At 54.0% G+C, this 20,444-nt stretch carries 19 protein-coding genes; 12 read left to right on the top strand and 7 right to left on the bottom strand.

The genetic code is table 11. The annotated features are described in order from the left end of the window. The first annotated feature begins 10 nt into the window (after nucleotides 1-10). The 10 genes from kdsD (at nucleotide 11) to npr (ending at nucleotide 6,945) form a co-directional block, all read left to right on the top strand. Nucleotides 11-997 (top strand): arabinose-5-phosphate isomerase KdsD, encoded by a 987-nt coding sequence (gene kdsD / locus AAIG26_RS22195; RefSeq protein WP_343181505.1) that lies wholly within the window; start codon nucleotides 11-13, stop codon nucleotides 995-997. Between the two features lie 14 nt (nucleotides 998-1,011). After that, on the top strand, nucleotides 1,012-1,578 hold the full coding sequence (kdsC, locus tag AAIG26_RS22190) for a 3-deoxy-manno-octulosonate-8-phosphatase KdsC (RefSeq protein ID WP_343181503.1): 567 nt from the start codon (nucleotides 1,012-1,014) through the stop codon (nucleotides 1,576-1,578). Next, entirely contained in the window at nucleotides 1,575-2,150 is a 576-nt protein-coding gene (lptC, locus tag AAIG26_RS22185; RefSeq protein WP_020455443.1) for an LPS export ABC transporter periplasmic protein LptC, read from the top strand. The genes kdsC and lptC overlap by 4 nt, the downstream gene beginning before the upstream one ends. Beyond that, nucleotides 2,119-2,679, top strand: coding sequence for a lipopolysaccharide ABC transporter substrate-binding protein LptA (gene lptA, locus AAIG26_RS22180; RefSeq protein WP_017457323.1), 561 nt, complete (start codon nucleotides 2,119-2,121; stop codon nucleotides 2,677-2,679). Before lptC ends, lptA begins: the two co-directional genes overlap by 32 nt. Nucleotides 2,680-2,685: 6 nt before the next feature. Beyond that, entirely contained in the window at nucleotides 2,686-3,411 is a 726-nt protein-coding gene (lptB, locus tag AAIG26_RS22175) for an LPS export ABC transporter ATP-binding protein (RefSeq protein ID WP_017457322.1), read from the top strand. A gap of 48 nt (nucleotides 3,412-3,459) precedes the next feature. Further along, complete coding sequence (rpoN, locus tag AAIG26_RS22170; protein WP_343181501.1) at nucleotides 3,460-4,893, top strand: RNA polymerase factor sigma-54; 1,434 nt, start codon at nucleotides 3,460-3,462, stop codon at nucleotides 4,891-4,893. A gap of 22 nt (nucleotides 4,894-4,915) precedes the next feature. After that, nucleotides 4,916-5,203, top strand: a complete 288-nt coding sequence (gene hpf / locus AAIG26_RS22165; RefSeq protein ID WP_020455445.1) for a ribosome hibernation promoting factor — start codon at nucleotides 4,916-4,918, stop codon at nucleotides 5,201-5,203. 81 nt (nucleotides 5,204-5,284) lie between these two features. Then, entirely contained in the window at nucleotides 5,285-5,776 is a 492-nt protein-coding gene (gene ptsN, locus AAIG26_RS22160; RefSeq protein WP_017457319.1) for a PTS IIA-like nitrogen regulatory protein PtsN, read from the top strand. A gap of 45 nt (nucleotides 5,777-5,821) precedes the next feature. Then, the gene (gene rapZ, locus AAIG26_RS22155) at nucleotides 5,822-6,676 is read left to right on the top strand and encodes an RNase adapter RapZ (protein ID WP_020455446.1); all 855 of its coding nucleotides are present in this window, start codon (nucleotides 5,822-5,824) and stop codon (nucleotides 6,674-6,676) included. Beyond that, nucleotides 6,673-6,945: a PTS phosphocarrier protein NPr gene (gene npr, locus AAIG26_RS22150; RefSeq protein WP_007369893.1), complete on the top strand. Its 273-nt coding sequence runs from the start codon at nucleotides 6,673-6,675 to the stop codon at nucleotides 6,943-6,945. The genes rapZ and npr overlap by 4 nt, the downstream gene beginning before the upstream one ends. Before the next feature lies 1 nt (nucleotide 6,946). On the opposite strand, the gene mtgA is transcribed toward npr, so the two are convergent. From mtgA to AAIG26_RS22130, 4 genes are all read right to left on the bottom strand, one after another. Then, complete coding sequence (gene mtgA / locus AAIG26_RS22145; RefSeq protein ID WP_020455447.1) at nucleotides 6,947-7,678, bottom strand: monofunctional biosynthetic peptidoglycan transglycosylase; 732 nt, start codon at nucleotides 7,676-7,678, stop codon at nucleotides 6,947-6,949. Then, complete coding sequence (gene elbB, locus AAIG26_RS22140) at nucleotides 7,675-8,328, bottom strand: isoprenoid biosynthesis glyoxalase ElbB (RefSeq protein ID WP_020455448.1); 654 nt, start codon at nucleotides 8,326-8,328, stop codon at nucleotides 7,675-7,677. The genes mtgA and elbB overlap by 4 nt, the downstream gene beginning before the upstream one ends. A 230-nt stretch (nucleotides 8,329-8,558) precedes the next feature. After that, on the bottom strand, nucleotides 8,559-10,895 hold the full coding sequence (gene arcB / locus AAIG26_RS22135) for an aerobic respiration two-component sensor histidine kinase ArcB (RefSeq protein WP_343181500.1): 2,337 nt from the start codon (nucleotides 10,893-10,895) through the stop codon (nucleotides 8,559-8,561). 101 nt (nucleotides 10,896-10,996) lie between these two features. Further along, nucleotides 10,997-11,923, bottom strand: coding sequence for a TIGR01212 family radical SAM protein (locus tag AAIG26_RS22130; protein ID WP_160268525.1), 927 nt, complete (start codon nucleotides 11,921-11,923; stop codon nucleotides 10,997-10,999). Nucleotides 11,924-12,593: 670 nt separating this feature from the next. Here AAIG26_RS22130 and gltB point away from each other — a divergent pair. Both gltB and AAIG26_RS22120 read left to right on the top strand, forming a co-directional pair. Beyond that, nucleotides 12,594-17,054 carry a glutamate synthase large subunit gene (gene gltB, locus AAIG26_RS22125; RefSeq protein WP_072051656.1) on the top strand — a complete coding sequence of 1,487 codons (4,461 nt, stop codon included), beginning with the start codon at nucleotides 12,594-12,596 and terminating at the stop codon, nucleotides 17,052-17,054. 9 nt (nucleotides 17,055-17,063) lie between these two features. Next, nucleotides 17,064-18,482, top strand: a complete 1,419-nt coding sequence (locus AAIG26_RS22120; RefSeq protein ID WP_017457312.1) for a glutamate synthase small subunit — start codon at nucleotides 17,064-17,066, stop codon at nucleotides 18,480-18,482. A 96-nt stretch (nucleotides 18,483-18,578) separates the two neighbouring features. On the opposite strand, the gene sspB is transcribed toward AAIG26_RS22120, so the two are convergent. From sspB to rpsI, 3 genes are all read right to left on the bottom strand, one after another. Then, nucleotides 18,579-19,082: a ClpXP protease specificity-enhancing factor gene (gene sspB, locus AAIG26_RS22115; protein ID WP_020455453.1), complete on the bottom strand. Its 504-nt coding sequence runs from the start codon at nucleotides 19,080-19,082 to the stop codon at nucleotides 18,579-18,581. Nucleotides 19,083-19,086: 4 nt separating this feature from the next. Then, the gene (sspA, locus tag AAIG26_RS22110) at nucleotides 19,087-19,725 is read right to left on the bottom strand and encodes a stringent starvation protein SspA (RefSeq protein ID WP_017457310.1); all 639 of its coding nucleotides are present in this window, start codon (nucleotides 19,723-19,725) and stop codon (nucleotides 19,087-19,089) included. A 313-nt stretch (nucleotides 19,726-20,038) separates the two neighbouring features. Continuing rightward, nucleotides 20,039-20,431, bottom strand: coding sequence for a 30S ribosomal protein S9 (gene rpsI / locus AAIG26_RS22105; protein ID WP_000829818.1), 393 nt, complete (start codon nucleotides 20,429-20,431; stop codon nucleotides 20,039-20,041). Nucleotides 20,432-20,444 lie beyond the last annotated feature (13 nt).

Below are 20,444 nucleotides of genomic sequence, written 5' to 3'. Positions count from 1 at the left end.
GATACGCATTATGTCGCAAATAGATTTGCAGCCGGGTTTTGACTTTCAACAAGCAGGTAAAGAAGTCCTGGAAATTGAACGTGAAGGCCTCGCAGAGCTGGATCAATACATCAACGCCGACTTCACGCAGGCGTGCGAAAAAATGTTCTATTGCGCCGGAAAAGTGGTGGTAATGGGAATGGGCAAATCCGGCCATATCGGTAGAAAAATGGCGGCCACATTTGCCAGCACCGGAACCCCCTCTTTCTTTGTGCATCCGGGCGAAGCGGCCCATGGCGATCTGGGAATGGTCAGCCCGCAAGATGTGGTCATTGCGCTGTCAAACTCAGGAGAGTCAAACGAGATCCTCGCCTTGATCCCGGTGCTGAAGCGATTAAAAGTATCGCTGATTTGCATGACCAGCCGCCCCGAAAGCAGCATGGCGCGCACCGCAGATATCCATTTATGCGTGAAGGTTCCGAAAGAAGCCTGCCCATTGGGCCTGGCACCCACGTCCAGCACCACGGCGGCGCTGGTAATGGGTGATGCGCTGGCGGTCGCGTTGCTGAAAGCGCGCGGTTTTACGGCGGAAGATTTCGCCTTATCACATCCCGGCGGCGCACTGGGTCGCAAACTGTTGCTGCGCGTCAATGACATCATGCACACCGGTGACGAAATCCCCCATGTCAGCAAAAACGCCAGCCTGCGCGATGCACTGCTTGAGATCACGCGTAAAAACCTGGGCATGACGGTTATCTGCGATGATTTGATGAAAATTGAAGGCATCTTTACCGACGGCGATTTACGCCGCGTGTTCGATATGGGCGGCGATGTCCGCAGCATGGGCATTGCCGACGTCATGACGCCCGGCGGTGTTCGGGTACGTCCCAACACGCTGGCAGTGGATGCGCTGAATCTGATGCAATCCCGGCACATTACCTCCGTGTTGGTGGCCGATGGCGACCAGTTGCTGGGTGTGTTACATATGCACGATTTACTGCGCGCTGGCGTAGTGTAAAGAAGGACATAAGAATGAGTAATGCTGGCGCGTCGCTTGTGACCTGTTATGGGCCGGTAAGCACGCAAGTTATGGCGAAAGCGGAAAAAATACGCCTGTTGATTCTGGATGTAGACGGCGTGTTATCCGATGGGCTCATCTATATGGGCAACAACGGAGAAGAGCTGAAAGCATTTAATGTGCGCGATGGCTACGGGATCCGTTGTGCGCTCACTTCCGACATTGAGGTTGCCATAATTACCGGGCGAAAAGCTAAACTTGTGGAAGATCGCTGCGAAACGCTAAAGATTAAGCACTTGTATCAAGGTCAGTCGGATAAACTGCTCGCTTACCGCGAGCTGCTGGCAAAGCTGTCGCTTACCCCAGAGCAGGTTGCTTATGTGGGTGATGATCTGATCGACTGGCCAGTGATGGCGGAAATTGGCCTGAGCGTTGCCGTTGCCGATGCTCATCCGCTGCTGCTTTCGCGCGTGGATTACGTTACGCGCATTAATGGCGGCCGGGGCGCAGTTCGTGAAGTCTGTGATTTGTTGTTGCTGGCGCAGGGCAAGCTGGATGAGGCCAAAGGGCAATCGATATGAGTAAAACCAGACGTTGGGTCATCATTCTGCTGGCGCTGGCCGCACTGGTCCTGATTGGGATCAACCTGACTGCTCAGGATGATGCGAATCCGGTCGCCACCAACAATGCCGACCCGACTTACAAAAGCCAACATACAGATACGGTAGTTTATAGCCCGGAAGGGGCGCTTAACTACCGGCTTATCGCGCAGAACGTGGAATACTTTTCTGCTGAAGGTGTGAGTTGGTTCGCGCAGCCCGTACTGACAACATTCGACGAGAATAAGGTTCCAACCTGGTCGATAAAGTCAGACAAAGCGAAGCTGACCGATGACAAAATGCTTTATCTTTATGGACATGTTGAAGTCAATGCGCTGACGGCGGACGCCCAGCTGCGAAAAATCACCACGGATAACGCCCAGATTAATCTGGTAACGCAGGATGTTACCTCGAATGATCAGGTCACGTTGTACGGTACAACATTTAATTCCACCGGCCTGAAAATGCGCGGCAATTTACGCAGCAAAAACGCCGAGCTGATTGAAAAGGTTAGAAGCTCCTATGAAATTCAAAACAAACAAACGCAGCCTTAATCTTGTATTGGCCACCACGCTTTTGGCCGCCGCGCTTCCGGCGCTCGCCGTGACCGGGGATACCGATCAACCTATCCATATCGACTCCGATCAGCAGTCGCTGGATATGCAGGGTAATGTCGTGACTTTCACCGGCAACGTCGTGGTAACCCAGGGGACGATTAAAATTAATGCCGACAAAGTGGTCGTTACCCGTCCGGGTGGTCAGCAAGGTAAAGAGATCATTGACGGTTACGGCAACCCGGCGACGTTTTACCAAATGCAGGACAATGGCAAACCCGTTAAGGGCCACTCCTCGCAGATGCATTACGAACTGGAAAAAGATTTCGTTGTGCTGACCGGTAACGCCTATCTGGAACAGCTGGATAGCAATATCACCGGTGACAAAATCACCTATCTGGTGAAAGAGCAGAAAATGCAGGCGTTCAGCGACAAAGGCAAACGCGTCACCACCGTTCTGGTTCCGTCGCAGCTACAGGATAAGAGCAACAAACAAACCCCGGCTCCGGCGCAAAAAAAGAGTAACTAATTCGTTATGGCAACATTAACTGCAAAGAATCTCGCCAAGGCTTATAAAGGCCGCCGCGTAGTTGAGGATGTCAGTCTGACCGTCAACTCTGGCGAAATCGTCGGGCTGCTTGGCCCTAACGGCGCAGGGAAAACCACCACCTTTTATATGGTGGTGGGCATTGTGTCGCGTGACGCGGGTAACATCATTATTGATGATGAAGATATCAGTCTGCTGCCGCTGCATGCGCGTGCGCGCCGCGGTATTGGTTACCTGCCGCAGGAAGCCTCGATTTTTCGCCGCCTGAGCGTCTACGACAACCTGATGGCCGTCCTGCAAATCCGCGATGACCTGACCTCAGAGCAACGCGAAGATCGCGCCAATGAGTTGATGGAAGAGTTTCACATTGAACATCTGCGCGACAACATGGGTCAATCGCTCTCAGGTGGTGAACGTCGCCGTGTGGAAATTGCCCGCGCGCTGGCGGCGAATCCGAAATTTATCCTGCTGGATGAACCGTTTGCCGGCGTTGACCCGATCTCGGTTATCGATATTAAACGTATTATTGAGCACCTGCGTGACAGCGGCCTGGGCGTGCTGATTACTGACCATAATGTTCGTGAAACGCTGGCAGTGTGTGAGCGTGCTTATATCGTCAGTCAGGGGCATCTCATTGCGCATGGAACACCGCAGCAAATCCTTGAAGACGAACACGTTAAGCGCGTGTATCTTGGGGAAGACTTCAGACTCTGATAGGGTAGGGTTTATTGACGTTTTTTGTCGGAGAGTGCTGCTCTGAATATGAAGCAAGGTTTGCAACTAAGGCTCAGCCAACAGCTAGCCATGACGCCACAACTGCAACAGGCCATCCGTCTGCTGCAGTTGTCCACGTTGGAACTTCAGCAGGAACTTCAGCAAGCGCTGGAGAGTAACCCATTGCTGGAACAAACTGACCTTCATGAGGAAGTCGATAGCAAGCAGGTTCAGGAAAATGACGGTCTGGATACCGTTGACGCTCTCGAACAAAAAGAGATGCCGGATGAGCTGCCGCTGGATGCCAGCTGGGATGAAATTTACACCGCAGGTACCCCTTCCGGCAGTAGCCACGACTACATCGACGACGAATTGCCTATCTATCAGGGCGAAACCACGCAGTCATTGCAGGATTATCTGATGTGGCAGGTAGGGCTGACCCCCTTCTCTGACACCGATCGTGCTATTGCAACCTCCATTGTTGATGCCGTTGACGAAACAGGTTATCTCACCGTTTCGCTGGAAGAAGTGCTGGAGAGCATGGGCAATGATGACGTGGGTCTTGATGAGGTCGAGGCGGTGCTTAAACGCATTCAGCGCTTCGATCCCGTTGGCGTTGCCGCGCGGGATCTGCGCGATTGCCTGCTGATCCAGCTCTCGCAGTTCACCAAAGAGACACCGTGGTGCGAAGAAGCCCGCCTTATCATTAGCGATCATCTGGATCTGCTCGCCAACCACGATTTCCGTACCCTGATGCGCGTGACGCGGCTGAAAGAAGAGGTGCTGAAAGAGGCGGTAAATCTGATCCAGTCTCTGGATCCGCGCCCTGGTCAGTCGATCCAGACCAGCGAACCGGAATATGTGATTCCGGATGTTCTGGTACGTAAACATAACGGTCGCTGGACGGTGGAGCTGAACTCCGACAGCATTCCACGTCTGCAAATCAACCAGCATTATGCCTCGATGGGCGGCGGCGCACGTAACGATGCCGATAACCAGTTCATCCGCAGTAATTTGCAGGAGGCGAAGTGGTTGATCAAAAGTCTGGAGAGCCGCAACGATACGTTGTTGCGCGTTAGCCGCTGCATTGTTGAGCAGCAGCAAGCCTTCTTTGAACAAGGCGAAGAATTTATGAAACCGATGGTGCTGGCCGATATCGCCCAGGCCGTCGAGATGCACGAGTCGACGATTTCTCGTGTAACGACCCAGAAGTACCTGCACAGTCCTCGCGGCATTTTCGAGCTGAAGTATTTCTTCTCCAGCCACGTCAATACCGAAGGTGGTGGCGAAGCCTCCTCTACCGCTATTCGCGCGCTGGTGAAGAAATTGATCGCCGCAGAAAACCCTGCAAAACCGCTGAGCGACAGTAAGCTGACGACCCTGCTTTCCGATCAGGGAATTATGGTGGCGCGGCGTACCGTTGCGAAGTATCGAGAATCTTTATCCATTCCGCCGTCGAATCAGCGTAAACAGCTGGTTTGACCCAACCGATAAGGAAGACACTATGCAGCTTAACATCACAGGACAAAACGTCGAGATCACTGATGCTCTGCGTGAATTTGTGACCAATAAATTCGCCAAGCTTGAGCAGTATTTCGAAAGGATTAATCAGGTCTATATTGTGTTGAAAGTGGAGAAAGTGACTCACACCTCGGATGCGACGCTCCATGTCAATGGCGGCGAGTTGCATGCCAGCGCGGAAGGGCAGGATATGTACGCTGCTATCGACGGTTTGATAGATAAACTGGCGCGGCAGCTCACGAAGCATAAAGATAAACTGAAACAGCACTAATTGTCCGAGCGTCCGTCTGGCGCGTTGCACCCTACCGTAACCCGGTAGGGTGACTGGCTCTGGCGTCGCTCAGGTGAAATTATGATGAATAACGATTCCGCTCTTCAATTGAGCAATGTCCTTAACCAGGAATGTACCCGTAGCGGCGTTCACTGCCAGAGTAAAAAACGCGCTCTGGAAATCATCAGTGAACTGGCGGCAAAACAGTTAGGCTTACCGCCACAAGTCGTCTTTGAAGCGATTCTTACGCGCGAGAAAATGGGCAGCACCGGCATTGGAAACGGTATCGCCATTCCGCACGGTAAGCTTGAAGAAGACACGCTTCGCGCCGTTGGTGTTTTTGTGCAACTCGAAACGCCCATTGCCTTCGACGCTATCGATAATCAGCCTGTCGATCTGCTGTTTGCCCTGTTGGTGCCAGCGGATCAAACCAAAACGCATCTGCATACGCTCTCGCTGGTCGCCAAAAGGCTGGCGGACAAAACTATCTGTCGGCGCCTGCGCAGCGCGCAAAGTGATGAAGAGCTGTATCAAATCATCACGCAGACGGAAGGTGAAAGCGACGATGCGTAACGGGAAGGAAACCTTTTTATCAGTTGTACTGAGGAGAAATGGTTAATGGTCCTGATGATCGTCAGTGGTCGTTCGGGTTCAGGGAAATCCGTCGCTCTGCGCGCCCTGGAAGATATGGGTTTTTATTGCGTCGACAACCTGCCGGTCGTGCTACTGCCGGAACTGGCGCAGACGCTTGCAGAGCGTCAGACTTCCGCTGCCGTCAGTATCGATGTGCGAAATATGCCGGAGTCACCGGAAGTTTTTGAACAGGCGATGAGCAATCTGCCGGACGCCTTTTCACCGCAATTATTGTTTCTCGATGCCGATCGCAACACGCTGATCCGCCGTTACAGTGATACGCGTCGTCTGCATCCGCTCTCCAGCAAAAATCTGTCGCTTGAAAGCGCGATTGACGAAGAGAGCAACTTACTGGAACCGCTGCGTTCACGAGCGGATCTGATTGTCGACACCTCGGAAATGTCGGTGCATGAGCTGGCAGAAATGTTGCGTACGCGCCTGTTAGGTAAGCGTGAACGCGAGCTGACCATGGTTTTTGAATCCTTCGGTTTCAAGCATGGTATTCCTATCGATGCGGATTACGTGTTTGACGTGCGTTTCCTGCCGAACCCGCACTGGGATCCTAAATTGCGCCCGATGACTGGTCTCGACAAACCCGTCGCGGCGTTCCTCGACAGACATACGGAAGTGCACAATTTTATCTACCAGACGCGCAGTTATCTCGAGTTGTGGCTACCGATGCTGGAGACCAACAACCGTAGTTATCTGACCGTGGCCATCGGTTGTACCGGTGGTAAACACCGCTCCGTCTATGTCGCCGAACAACTGGCGGATTATTTCCGCTCGCGCGGTAAGAACGTTCAATCCCGTCACCGTACGCTGGAAAAACGCAAAACATGACCGTAAAACAAACCGTTGAGATCACCAATAAGCTGGGAATGCATGCGCGCCCGGCCATGAAACTGTTTGAACTGGTACAGGGCTTCGATGCGGAAGTGCTGCTGCGCAATGATGAAGGCACCGAAGCAGAAGCCAGCAGCGTGATTGCGCTGCTGATGCTGGATTCTGCGAAAGGCCGGCAAATTGAAGTGGAGGCCAGCGGCCCGCAGGAAGAAGAAGCGCTGGCGGCGGTGATTGCGCTGTTTAACGCAGGGTTTGATGAAGATTAATTCAGTACAGCTTATTGCGATCCAGGAACGCTTCCCCGCCTAACTGCCGCATCTGGCGCAGGATCCATGCCTGACGACTGCGTACATAGCCAGATGGCGCGGCGGCCTGAAAACGGATCGGGTTTGGCAATACGGCGGCCAGTAGCGCCGCTTCTGACATACTTAAGCGGCTCGCCGGTTTATGGAAATAGCGCTGTGATGCTTCCTCGACGCCAAATACGCCGTCCCCGAACTCAGCGATATTAAGGTAAACGGTCAGGATCCGCCGTTTGGTCCACACCGCTTCCATCCCAAGCGTCAGGCCTGCTTCCAGCCCTTTACGCACCCAGCTTTTTCCATCCCATAGCAGCAGATTTTTTACCGTCTGCTGTGAGATCGTCGAGGCACCACGAATACGGTTCTCATGGCGCTCGTTATGCGAGAGCGCTTTCTCAATGGCGCTAAAATCCAGCCCCCAGTGTTCTGGAAAACGCTGATCTTCAGCGGCCACCACCGCCAGCGCCATCCACGGCGAAATATCATCCATACCGACCCAGTCGGAATGCGCGACATAGCCAAAGTCGCCGCTAAACCACGCGCCCAGCTGGCGTTCCACCATCACGGCGGAAAAAGGTACCGGCAGGAAACTGAACAGCACAATGCCGCCACCCCAGAAGAGTGCCAGTACGCATAAAACCCGCAGAGCAATGCGCTTTAAGGTGGCTTTCAACGGGCCGCGAAACCACTTCCTCATTCGGCCAGTACCAGTACGCGCGCCACCAGCTTTTCGATACCGGAAGCGGCCTGCGCGATGTCCTCTGCCAGCATATACGCCGGCGTCGTCACCACTTTGTTCTCTTCATCCACGACAATATCGTCGACCGGGCAAGGCACATGCTCGGCCCCCATCTCTTCCAGCACTTCTGCGGTATCAATATCCGTGCCGATCGTCAGACGTAGGGGAAAATCGAAGATTTTCGGCAACATTGCCGGTGCGATGCACATAAAACCGAGCGGTTTACCTGCTTCGTGCATCTCCAGCGCCAGCGTTTTAAGGCTGCTGTCAACGGTGCATTCACTGCCGAGGCTGGCAAAATTACTGAGGTTTTTCGCTGCGCCAAAACCACCTGGTACAATCAGCGCATCCAGATCATTTGCAGATGCCTGCGATAACGGCTGGACATTGCCACGGGCAATACGGGCGGATTCAATCAGTACATTACGGCGCTCAGCCAGCGTCTCACCCGTGAGATGGTTTACCACATCGCTTTGCCATTTATCGGGAGCGAAACAGACCGCCTGCGCACCATGACGGGCAATGGCTAACAGCGTAATCACCGCCTCATGAATCTCAGAACCGTCATACACACCTGCGCCGCTGAGAATCACGCCGATTTTTTTCATTTTGCTCATCCTTTATGCAACGTACTGTCGATAATTAAAAATTTTGATAAGGGAGCCTTGCTTCACACATTTCACTGATTGATGTAACAAATCATTTAAGATTTGCTATCTTATGTGCGTGTGGTCGAATTTTTTCAGGCTACGCCCTTGCAAAAAATATAATTTATTACGGCGCAGCCACGATTTCCCTGGTGTTGGCGCAGTATTCGCGCACCCCGGTTAATCCGGGGTCATTTTTTTCCAGCGTCCGCCACCCAGGCTTTTAACACCGCCACATCATTGCGCCACTCCTGCTTCATCTCTTCCACCCAGTCGCCAACATTGTCCCACCAGGCAGGAAGATCGGGAGACTGAATCTGCTGGCCAAGCTGTTGCAGATGGCGCAGCCCGACAGAACCTGCGGCGCCTTTAATTTTATGGCCCTCTTCCACAATCCCTTTTTGGTCGCGCGCGGTCAGGTTTGACTCGAGCACGCTCAAATAACCCGGCATCATTTTTTCAAACACATCCAGCCCGTCGGTAATCAGTTTCGGCCCGACCAGCTCGATATACTGTTCAAGCATGGCGGTATCAAGCAGCGTTTGTACTTTACTGTTGTCCATGGTTGTCACAGGTTCCTCCTCACTTTCACTCGCATCCCAGAACTTTTTAATCATGGCAGTTAATGCCGGGACTGCCAGCGGTTTGCTTAATACATCATCCATGCCCGCATCGAGGTATTCCTGTTTGTCTTTCAGCACGTTGGCGGTAAGCGCCACCAGCGGCGGTAAATCCTCACGCGCGTAACGGCGGGTCAACTCTCGCGAAATATCCAGCCCGGTCATATCCGGCAACTGAATGTCCAGCAACACCAAATCGTATTCACCCGGCGTGAACATCTCCAGCGCGGCAGTACCGGTCATGGCGACATCCACGCTGCTGCCCAGTTTTTCCAGCACCGAGCGCGCGACGATCACGTTCAGCTCGATATCTTCTACCAGCAGCACATGTAACGCCGGAAGCGGCATATCGTCATCTTCAAACGCGTCTTCAACTTCTTCCGCTACCGCCGGAGCGTGAATGGTCAAGGTAAATATCGAACCCGCCCCTGGCTCACTGCTGACAGTTATGTCGCCGCCCATGTTCTTCGCCAGACGGCGTGAAACGGCCAGACCTATACCGGTTCCCGTCGCCGGTTTACCGCCGTGGCTATCTTTCACCTGGTAATACATGGCGAAAATTTTATCCTGCTCATCGCGGGGAATACCGATCCCGGAATCCTGCACTTCAAAGTGCAGCATATCGCCTTCGTCATAACGCACACGCACCACGACCTGCCCTTCACGGGTAAATTTAACGGCGTTGCTGATAAGGTTCCAAAGGATCTGGCGCAAACGCGTCCCGTCCGTAACCACCTGATGTGGCAGCGGTAACGTTGGATCAAGAACAAAGCGCAACCCTTTCTGGTGCGCCTGCAGAGCCGAGAGGTTTTCCAGATCCGCCAGGAAGCTGGTGAAATCAAGCGGTTGGTTATCCAGCTGGACTTTACGCCGCTCCATCTTATCCATGTCGATAATATCGTTGAAAATATTGCCGAGCGTTACGGCGGAAACATGGATCGTCTTCAGGTATTTTCCCTGCTCTTGCGTTAAATCGGTATCCAGCAGAATACGGCTTAACCCAACAATGCCATTCAGCGGCGTACGCAACTCGTGGCTGATGGTGGAAATAAAGGTGGTCTTATCCCGGCTGGCGCGCTCAAGCGCGTCCTGGTAGCGTTTACGCTCAGTGATATCGCGACCAAAGCCCATCAGCCCGTGGCGTTTACCGACGCGATCGTAATAAGGGACTTTGCGGATCTCGAAACAGGCTTTGCGGCCGTCCGGGTAATCCAGCCACTGTTCGTAGGTTAAAGAGACGTTGTGACGGAAAACTTTTTCATCGGTCTCAATCACTTTTTCCGCTGCTTCCGGTGAATAGACATCCTGCGGCTTGAGGTGAATAAGCTGCTTCTCGCTCTTACCGGTCAGCAACTCCATCGCCCGGTTACAGCCGGAGAACTCTTTATCTTCGTTGCGATAGAACACCAGATCCGGCGAAGCGTCGAGGAAGGAACGCAGAAAAGAGGATTGCTGCTCAAGCTGGATTTGCGTCTGCTCGCGCTCCTGCATCTCTATTTTTAGCTGTTCAAAGGTTTCCTGGCGCTCGGCTTCCGCTTTCTCGCGGTCGCTGATCTCCTGGTTAAGCTTGGCAATATTGTCTTTCAACTGCACATTGAGTTTCAGGTCGCGATCGCGCATCTCTTCCAGTTTTTCGACCAGCCGCGATAACCGCTGGCGCGACTCTTCGAGCTGCTCAACCACCACCGACAGGAAATAAACCGCCCATGGCGTGATCAGCAAGCCAAAAAAGATGGAGCGGATAACATCAATGCTTTCTACTTTCCCCTGCAACACCATGGTAACGGCCATCTGCACCACGATTGCCAGCACCACTAGCGCCAAAGCAAGCAGCATGGAAAAACGCACCAGACCCAGCTTCATCATCAGGTCGACGTAATATTGCGCCAGTAAACGGATTTGCTTCATAGAGATTTCCTCGAACAATTCCGCTCAATAATACTCAATTCTGAGCAAGGCGTTGAAGCTTGTGCAAAAAATGCAGGGGTGATTAGCGTTTCGTGATGAGATCAGACGGGTAATTGCCAGCAACGCCCCAGCGCAGAACCTTGCCCACCCTGCTCTTTCAGGTAGCGATCCAGCTCGACCATTCCCGTCCAGCGGTTTTCACACCACAGCGGGGCAAGCAGCGTCGGGCGACGTGCGCTGGCGGAGACACGGTGAAAAATCACCTCCGGCGGCGTATGGCGAATCATTTCGCCAGCGATGACGGTGTACTCTTCCAGCCCGATTCCATTCAGGCGCCCCGCTTCCCAGGCCTTCGCCATAGTGCTGCCTTTCACGATATGTAAAGGATGTAGCTTGATGCCGTCGACGCCGGTTTCTACAACGCGCTGTATCGTCTCCAGGCACTCTACGTGGCGCTCGCCGGGTAATCCGACAATAAGATGAGCGCAGACTTTCAGGCCGCGCTCACGGGCTTGCTGTGTCGTGTGTTGATAACAGGCGAAGTCGTGCCCGCGATTGATACGATGCAGCGTTTTATCATGCGCGGTCTGCAAACCCAGCTCCAGCCACACTTCATAACCCTGCTCACGGTATTCACACAGCAAATCCAGCACAGCCTCCGGTACGCAATCCGGGCGTGTTCCCACACACAAGCCAACAATATTCGCCTGACTGACTGCTTGCTGGTACATCGAGCGCAGCACCTGCACTTCTGCCCAGGTGCTGGTGTACGCCTGGAAATAGGCGAGATAGCGCCGGGCGCGGTTCACCAACAGTGCCTGGTGAGCAAGTTGTGCGGCAATAGATTGATGCTGCTGCGCTTCGTCAGCAAAAGAGGCGACATTACAGAAAGTGCAACCGCCGCGACCAATGGTGCCATCACGGTTAGGGCAGCTAAATCCGCCATGCAATGTCAGTTTATGGACTTTTTCGCCATAGCGGCGGGCAAGATCCCCACCAAACATATTGACTAATTTCTGTAACTGCATAATCTGAAAGGCCGCCCAAATAAAAGGGCGTAGCCTGCCACTTTTAGCTTTCGTCGGCGATGACCTGGATCAATCGCCCTGGAAGGCTTTTATTCATTGCATAATCAGTCAATATAATCGCAATTTCATGCACCCTAAAGACGATTACTTTTCCTTATGTCGCTGCGTTATTTTGCAGAAATACTATCACGCGTGAAAAACAGTGCGTTCATGCGACTCTGACGCACATAGCAGAATAAAAATCTGCCATTAAAACCCCACTCAGAATAGAACATCAGAAACAGCGCTTTTAGATAGTGAGTCAGATCACACTATGCTGCCGCCTGGTAACGCGTTCATTGAATGTAAAAATCCTTAAATAACCATAAATATCAATAACGTAAACATCTTTTAGCACATTTTTGTATAAATAAGCTCGGCATTTGACCTGTGTACGGATTCCCGATAACTTGGGAATCCGCTGGAAGCTTTCTGGATGAGCAGTCTGCTCATCATATTTATGCAGTAATTGAGATTCCCTCTTAAGCAAGTCCTCAACACTTGTGTATCGATGCGAAAAGGAAATTAAAGAGGGCGACATGCGAGGCAATTGCCCCGTCGCCATGCTCTTTTTGTGCCTGTGCGTAACGTTCTGGAGGGGCTCTCGTAGAGCCTGGGGAGGTTCACTGATATGTTGTACGATAAATCTCTTGAGAGAGATAACTGTGGTTTCGGCCTGATCGCCCACATAGAAGGCGAACCTAGCCACAAGGTAGTGCGTACCGCTATTCACGCACTGGCCCGAATGCAGCACCGCGGCGCGATTCTCGCCGATGGCAAAACCGGTGACGGTTGCGGCCTGCTGCTGCAAAAGCCCGATCGTTTTTTCCGTATCGTTGCGGAAGAACGCGGCTGGCGCTTAGCTAAAAACTACGCCGTTGGTATGCTGTTCCTGAATCAGGATGCCGAAAAAGCCAACGCGTCGCGCCGTATTGTAGAAGAAGAACTTCAACGCGAAACCCTGTCGATTGTCGGCTGGCGCGATGTGCCAACCAACGAAGGGGTGCTCGGTGAAATCGCCCTCTCCTCGCTGCCTCGTATCGAGCAAATTTTTGTTAACGCCCCTGCGGGCTGGCGTCCGCGCGATATGGAGCGCCGCCTGTTTATCGCCCGTCGCCGCATCGAAAAGCGCCTGCAGGAAGATAAAGAGTTCTACGTATGTAGCCTCTCGAATCTGGTGAACATCTATAAAGGTCTGTGTATGCCGGCGGATCTGCCGCGCTTCTACCTGGACCTGGCGGATCTGCGTCTGGAATCGGCCATTTGCCTGTTCCACCAACGCTTCTCCACCAACACCGTACCGCGGTGGCCGCTGGCGCAGCCGTTCCGCTACCTGGCGCACAACGGTGAAATCAACACCATTACCGGTAACCGCCAGTGGGCGCGTGCGCGTACTTACAAATTCCAGACGCCGCTGATCCCGGATCTGCATGACGCCGCGCCATTCGTCAACGAAACCGGCTCCGACTCCAGTTCCATGGATAACATGCTTGAACTGCTGCTGGCGGGCGGGATGGATATTGTGCGCGCCATGCGTTTGCTGGTGCCGCCAGCATGGCAGAACAACCCGGAGATGGATCCGGATCTGCGCAGCTTCTTTGACTTTAACTCCATGCATATGGAGCCGTGGGACGGCCCGGCGGGCATCGTGATGTCCGATGGTCGTTTCGCCGCGTGTAACCTCGACCGTAACGGCCTGCGCCCGGCGCGCTACGTCATCACCAAAGACAAGCTGATCACCTGCGCCTCTGAAGTGGGGATTTGGGATTACCAGCCGGACGAAGTGGTCGAGAAAGGCCGCGTTGGCCCTGGCGAGCTGATGGTTATCGATACCCGCGGCGGACGCATTCTGCACTCCGCTGAAACCGATGACGATCTGAAAAGCCGCCACCCGTACAAAGAGTGGATGGAGAAAAACGTCCGCCGTCTGGTGCCGTTCGAAGATCTGCCGGATGAAGAAGTCGGCATGCGCGAAATGGACGATGACCTGCTGACAAGCTACCAGAAACAGTTTAATTACAGCTTCGAAGAGCTCGACTCAGTGATTCGTGTGCTGGGCGAAAACGGCCAGGAAGCGGTCGGTTCAATGGGTGATGACACGCCCTTTGCCGTGCTTTCCAGCCAGCCGCGCATCATTTATGACTACTTCCGCCAGCAGTTCGCGCAGGTCACCAACCCGCCTATCGATCCGCTGCGTGAAGCGCACGTGATGTCGCTGGCGACCAGCATTGGCCGCGAGATGAACGTCTTCTGCGAAGCGGAAGGCCAGGCGCACCGTTTGAGCTTTAAATCGCCGATCCTGCTGTTCTCTGATTTCAAACAGCTGACGACGATGAAAGAGGAACACTATCGCGCTGATACGCTCGATATCACCTTCGACGTCACCGAAACCACGCTGGAAGAGACCATTAAAGCGCTGTGCGATAAAGCTGAGCAGATGGTGCGTAACGGCACGGTTCTGCTGGTGCTCTCTGACCGTAATATCGCCAAAAACCGTCTGCCAGTTCCGGCACCGATGGCCGTTGGCGCGATTCAGACCCGCCTGGTTGATAAGAGCCTGCGCTGCGACGCCAACATTATTGTTGAAACCGCAAGCGCCCGTGATCCGCACCACTTCGCGGTGCTGCTGGGCTTCGGCGCGACGGCAATCTACCCGTACCTGGCATATGAGACGCTGGCGAAACTGGTGGACAGTAAAGCCATCGAAAAAGATTACCGCACGGTGATGCTGAACTACCGTAACGGCATCAACAAAGGGCTGTACAAGATCATGTCCAAAATGGGCATTTCGACTATCGCCTCTTACCGCTGTTCGAAACTGTTTGAAGCCGTCGGCCTGCACGATGATGTTTCCGGGCTGTGCTTCCAGGGCGTGGTCAGCCGTATCGGCGGAGCCGGTTTTGCTGACTTCCAGCAGGATCTGCTGAACCTTTCCAAACGCGCATGGCTGGCACGTAAGCCGCTGGAGCAAGGTGGTTTGCTGAAGTATGTCCACGGCGGCGAGTACCATGCGTACAACCCGGATGTGGTGCGCACGCTGCAACAGGCGGTACAGAGCGGCGAATACAGCGATTACCAGCAATACGCGAAGCTGGTGAATGAGCGCCCGGCGGCAACGCTGCGCGATCTGCTGGCGATTACGCCGAATGGCGAAGCGGTGAGCCTGAAAGATGTTGAACCGGCGACGGAGCTGTTTAAACGCTTCGATACCGCAGCGATGTCCATCGGCGCCCTGAGCCCGGAAGCGCACGAAGCACTGGCGGAAGCGATGAACAGCCTCGGCGGGTTCTCTAACTCCGGCGAAGGCGGCGAAGATCCGGCGCGCTACGGCACCAATAAAGTGTCACGCATCAAACAGGTGGCCTCTGGTCGTTTCGGCGTTACGCCTGCGTACCTGGTCAACGCGGATGTTATTCAGATCAAAGTGGCTCAGGGGGCAAAACCGGGCGAAGGCGGTCAGTTACCGGGTGATAAAGTCACGCCGTATATCGCTAAACTGCGCTACTCCGTGCCTGGCGTTACGCTGATCTCCCCACCGCCGCACCACGATATTTACTCTATCGAGGATCTGGCGCAGCTGATTTTCGACCTGAAACAGGTCAACCCGAAAGCGATGATTTCCGTCAAACTGGTTTCCGAACCAGGTGTTGGCACCATCGCGACCGGCGTGGCGAAAGCCTACGCTGACCTGATCACTATCGCCGGTTATGACGGTGGTACCGGTGCAAGCCCGCTCTCTTCGGTGAAATATGCCGGTTGTCCGTGGGAGCTTGGCCTGGTAGAAACCCAGCAGGCGCTGGTGGCTAATGGCTTGCGTCATAAGATCCGTTTGCAGGTGGATGGCGGTCTGAAAACCGGCCAGGACATCATTAAAGCGGCGATTCTGGGTGCGGAAAGCTTTGGTTTCGGTACCGGCCCGATGGTGGCGCTGGGCTGTAAATATCTGCGAATTTGTCACCTGAACAACTGCGCGACCGGTGTGGCTACCCAGGATGAGAAGCTGCGTAAAAACCATTATCACGGTCTGCCGTTCAAAGTGACCAACTACTTTGAATTTATCGCCCGTGAAACCCGCGAGCTGATGGCGCAACTGGGCGTTAAACGTCTGGTGGACTTGATTGGCCGTACCGATCTGCTCAAAGAGCTGGATGGCTTCACTGCCAAACAGCAAAAACTGGATCTGTCGAAACTGCTGGAAACAGCGGAGCCGCATCCGGGCAAAGCGCTCTACTGCACCGAAAACAACCCGCCGTTTGATAATGGCGTGCTGAACGCGCAGTTGCTGCAACAGGCGAAACCGTTTGTCGATGAGAAGCAGAGCAAAACCTTCTGGTTCGATATTCGCAACACCGATCGTTCCGTCGGCGCGCTGCTGTCGGGTTATATCGCGCAAACACATGGCGACCAGGGGCTGGCGGCAGATCCGATCAAAGCGCACTTTAGCGGTACCGCAGGCCAGAGCTTCGGCGTGTGGAACGCAGGCGGCGTGGAGCTCTATCTGACTGGCGACGCCAACGACTACGTGGGTAAAGGTATGGCTGGCGGCTTGCTGGCGGTACGTCCACCGGTTGGTTCTGCCTTCCGCAGCCATGAAGCGAGCATTATTGGTAACACCTGCCTGTATGGCGCAACCGGCGGTCGTCTGTACGCCGCAGGCCGTGCGGGTGAGCGTTTCGCGGTACGTAACTCTGGCGCTATCACCGTGGTGGAAGGTATCGGCGATAACGGCTGTGAATACATGACCGGCGGTATCGTCTGCGTATTGGGTCGAACCGGTGTTAACTTTGGTGCGGGAATGACGGGCGGCTTCGCCTATGTGCTGGATGAAGATGGTGAATTCCGTAAACGCGTGAACCCGGAGCTGGTGGAAGTGTTGAGCGTCGATGACCTCGCCATCCACGAAGAGCACCTGCGCGGTCTTATCACCGAGCATGTGCAGCATACCGGTTCGCAGCGCGGCGAAGAGATCCTGGCGAACTGGCCAGCCTTCGCCAGCAAATTCGCGCTGGTTAAGCCGAAGTCCAGCGATGTGAAAGCACTGTTGGGTCACCGTAGTCGTAGCGCAGCAGAGCTGCGTGTGCAGGCGCAGTAAGGGGTAGCAATGAGTCAGAACGTATACCAGTTTATCGACTTGCAGCGCGTTGATCCGCCGAAGAAAGCGCTGAAGATCCGTAAAATTGAATTTGTTGAAATCTATGAGCCGTTTTCAGAAGGCCAGGCCAAAGCACAGGCAGATCGTTGCCTCTCCTGCGGCAACCCTTACTGTGAGTGGAAATGCCCGGTCCATAACTACATCCCGAACTGGCTGAAGCTGGCAAATGAGGGGCGTATTTTTGAAGCGGCTGAACTGTCGCATCAGACCAACACCTTGCCGGAAGTGTGTGGCCGCGTTTGCCCGCAAGACAGGTTGTGTGAAGGTTCCTGTACGCTGAACGACGAATTTGGCGCGGTGACCATCGGCAACATTGAACGCTATATCAATGATAAAGCGTTCGAAATGGGCTGGCGCCCGGATTTGACCGGCGTGAAACAGACCGATAAACGTGTGGCGATTATTGGTGCAGGTCCGGCAGGTCTGGCCTGTGCCGATGTACTGACCCGCAACGGCGTGAAAGCGGTGGTGTTCGATCGTCATCCGGAGATCGGCGGCCTGCTGACCTTTGGTATTCCGGCCTTTAAGCTGGAAAAAGAGGTGATGATCCGCCGTCGTGAAATTTTCACCGGTATGGGTATTGAGTTCAAACTCAATACCGAAGTGGGTCGCGACGTACAGATTGACGAGTTGCTGAAAGAGTACGATGCGGTTTTTCTTGGCGTCGGGACTTATCAGTCAATGCGCGGCGGGCTGGAAAATGAAGACGCAAACGGCGTGTTTGACGCGCTGCCGTTCCTCATCGCTAACACCAAGCAGATTATGGGCTTCGGTGAAACGCCGGAAGAACCGTATGTCAGCATGGAAGGCAAACGTGTTGTGGTGCTTGGCGGTGGCGATACCGCAATGGACTGTGTGCGTACGTCAGTGCGCCAGGGCGCGACGCACGTTATCTGTGCCTATCGCCGTGACGAAGAGAACATGCCAGGTTCGAAACGCGAAGTGAAAAACGCGCGCGAAGAGGGCGTGGAGTTCCAGTTCAACGTGCAGCCGCTGGGCATTGAAATCAATGCCAACGGTAAAGTGTGCGGCGTGAAGATGGCACGCACCGAAATGGGCGCGCCGGACGCGAAAGGCCGTCGCCGTGCTGAAATTGTTGCCGGTTCTGAACATGTGGTTCCGGCCGACGCGGTTGTTATGGCGTTTGGTTTCCGCCCGCACAGCATGGAGTGGCTGGCGAAACACAGCGTTGAGCTGGATTCGCAGGGTCGCGTTATTGCGCCAGAGGGCAGCGAAAATGCGTTCCAGACCAGCAATCCAAAAATCTTTGCTGGCGGCGACATCGTGCGTGGCTCCGATTTGGTGGTAACGGCGATTGCCGAAGGCCGTAAGGCGGCGGACGGCATCCTGAACTATCTCGAAGTGTAATATCCATGTAGCGACCAAAAAGGAGGCTTCGGCCTCCTTTTTTATGCGCATGTTAAACACAAAAAAAAGCAGAACCATCAGGTTCTGCTTTCCAGGTTACTTCACCACACGCAGCGATGGACGCCCACCGCGCGGCGGCGGATCGTCATCCGGGCTGTTATCGTGATCGTCTTCGTGATCGGGTTTATCACCGTCGATAACCGACATCACCGTCTCGCTTTCCTGCGCTGAAGTATGATCGTCATCGTTCAGGCTGACGACCTCTTCATCGTACGCGGCTTCCGGTTCAAACATCGTACCGGCGCCGTTTTCACGGGCATAAACCGCCAGCACGGCAGCCATTGGCACTTCAACCTGACGCGGCACGCCGCCGAAGCGCGCGTTGAAACGCACTTCGTCATTCGCCAGTTCCAGGTTGCCAACCGCACGCGGCGCAATGTTCAACACGATCTGCCCGTCACGCGCATACTCCATCGGCACGCGTACGCCCGGCAACGTCACATCAACAACCAGATGCGGCGTAAGCTGGTTATCCAGCAGCCATTCGTAGAAGGCCCGCAGTAAATACGGACGGCGTGGAGACAGTTGTGACAAATCCATGCAATTAACCCCGGCCCAGGCGCATTTCGCGCTCGGCTTCTGTCAGAGAGGCAAGGAAGGAATCACGCTCGAAAACGCGTGTCATATACCCTTTCAGCTCTTTCGCACCGGCACCACTCAGTTCGATACCCAGTACCGGCAGACGCCACAGCAGCGGTGCGAGGTAGCAGTCAACCAGGCTGAACTCGTCGTTCAGGAAGTACGGTTTCTGGGTGAACAGCGGGCCAATCGCCAGCAGCTCTTCACGCAGCTGTTTACGCGCCGCATCCGCCTGTGCGCCACTGCTGTTCTGGATGGTATTCATCAGCGAATACCAGTCTTTCTCAATACGGTGCATGTACAGACGGCTCTCACCGCGCGCCACCGGGTAAACCGGCATTAACGGCGGGTGCGGGAAACGCTCGTCCAGATATTCCATAATGATGCGTGATTCCCACAGGGTGAGTTCACGATCTACAAGTGTCGGTACGCTTTGATTCGGGTTGAGGTCAATCAGATCCTGAGGAGGATTATCCTTTTCCACGTGCTCAATTTCGAAGCTGACACCTTTTTCGGCCAGCACGATACGGACCTGATGGCTATAGATGTCCACAGGACCAGAAAACAGCGTCATTACCGAACGTTTGTTGGCAGCGACAGCCATGAAAACCTCCAGGTATATATTCAGAATTTACTGCTACCGGACTTAATCGACCGGTCAGATGTTGAGTTAACTACCCGCGCGTACTGTCACTCTCGTTATAAGGCAAACAAAAAATGAACAATCCCAGCCATTTGGGCAGAAAATTGGATGATAGTTTACCAGATTTTGCGGGCTTTGTGGTGAGGGGATTCTGGAAATGCTGAAAAAGAAGAGATAATCAATGGATTGCTGTGGATAACACGATCTTTATCCATAAAAAAACCCGGTTCGCACCGGGTTTTTTCGCCAATCGTTCTGCCGAAGCAGAAACCAATTAACGTTTGGAGAACTGCGGACGACGACGTGCTTTGCGCAGACCGACTTTTTTACGTTCAACCTGACGCGCGTCACGAGTGACGAAGCCAGCTTTACGCAGTTCGGAACGCAGGGACTCGTCGTACTCCATCAGAGCGCGGGTGATACCGTGACGGATCGCACCAGCCTGACCGGAGATACCACCACCTTTAACGGTGATGTACAGATCCAATTTTTCAACCATGTCGACCAGTTCCAGCGGCTGACGAACTACCATGCGGGCAGTTTCACGACCGAAGTACTGTTCCAGCGAACGCTGGTTGATTACGATTTTACCGTTGCCCGGTTTAATAAACACGCGAGCGGCGGAGCTTTTGCGGCGACCAGTGCCGTAGTATTGATTTTCAGCCATTGCCTATAATCCC

Source organism: Kosakonia sp. PSU_27, from assembly GCF_039409795.1.
Classification (GTDB): domain Bacteria; phylum Pseudomonadota; class Gammaproteobacteria; order Enterobacterales; family Enterobacteriaceae; genus Kosakonia.
The sequence above is the reverse complement of the archived record's forward strand: the minus strand, read 5'-3'. Positions and strand labels throughout refer to the sequence as shown.

Coding starts and splice junctions, on each gene's coding strand:
- kdsD (WP_343181505.1), top strand. CDS start 11: ATGTCGCAAATAGATTTGCAGCCGGGTTTTGACTTTCAACAAGCAGGT.
- kdsC (WP_343181503.1), top strand. CDS start 1,012: ATGAGTAATGCTGGCGCGTCGCTTGTGACCTGTTATGGGCCGGTAAGC.
- lptC (WP_020455443.1), top strand. CDS start 1,575: ATGAGTAAAACCAGACGTTGGGTCATCATTCTGCTGGCGCTGGCCGCA.
- lptA (WP_017457323.1), top strand. CDS start 2,119: ATGAAATTCAAAACAAACAAACGCAGCCTTAATCTTGTATTGGCCACC.
- lptB (WP_017457322.1), top strand. CDS start 2,686: ATGGCAACATTAACTGCAAAGAATCTCGCCAAGGCTTATAAAGGCCGC.
- rpoN (WP_343181501.1), top strand. CDS start 3,460: ATGAAGCAAGGTTTGCAACTAAGGCTCAGCCAACAGCTAGCCATGACG.
- hpf (WP_020455445.1), top strand. CDS start 4,916: ATGCAGCTTAACATCACAGGACAAAACGTCGAGATCACTGATGCTCTG.
- ptsN (WP_017457319.1), top strand. CDS start 5,285: ATGATGAATAACGATTCCGCTCTTCAATTGAGCAATGTCCTTAACCAG.
- rapZ (WP_020455446.1), top strand. CDS start 5,822: ATGGTCCTGATGATCGTCAGTGGTCGTTCGGGTTCAGGGAAATCCGTC.
- npr (WP_007369893.1), top strand. CDS start 6,673: ATGACCGTAAAACAAACCGTTGAGATCACCAATAAGCTGGGAATGCAT.
- mtgA (WP_020455447.1), bottom strand. CDS start 7,678: ATGAGGAAGTGGTTTCGCGGCCCGTTGAAAGCCACCTTAAAGCGCATT.
- elbB (WP_020455448.1), bottom strand. CDS start 8,328: ATGAAAAAAATCGGCGTGATTCTCAGCGGCGCAGGTGTGTATGACGGT.
- arcB (WP_343181500.1), bottom strand. CDS start 10,895: ATGAAGCAAATCCGTTTACTGGCGCAATATTACGTCGACCTGATGATG.
- AAIG26_RS22130 (WP_160268525.1), bottom strand. CDS start 11,923: ATGCAGTTACAGAAATTAGTCAATATGTTTGGTGGGGATCTTGCCCGC.
- gltB (WP_072051656.1), top strand. CDS start 12,594: ATGTTGTACGATAAATCTCTTGAGAGAGATAACTGTGGTTTCGGCCTG.
- AAIG26_RS22120 (WP_017457312.1), top strand. CDS start 17,064: ATGAGTCAGAACGTATACCAGTTTATCGACTTGCAGCGCGTTGATCCG.
- sspB (WP_020455453.1), bottom strand. CDS start 19,082: ATGGATTTGTCACAACTGTCTCCACGCCGTCCGTATTTACTGCGGGCC.
- sspA (WP_017457310.1), bottom strand. CDS start 19,725: ATGGCTGTCGCTGCCAACAAACGTTCGGTAATGACGCTGTTTTCTGGT.
- rpsI (WP_000829818.1), bottom strand. CDS start 20,431: ATGGCTGAAAATCAATACTACGGCACTGGTCGCCGCAAAAGCTCCGCC.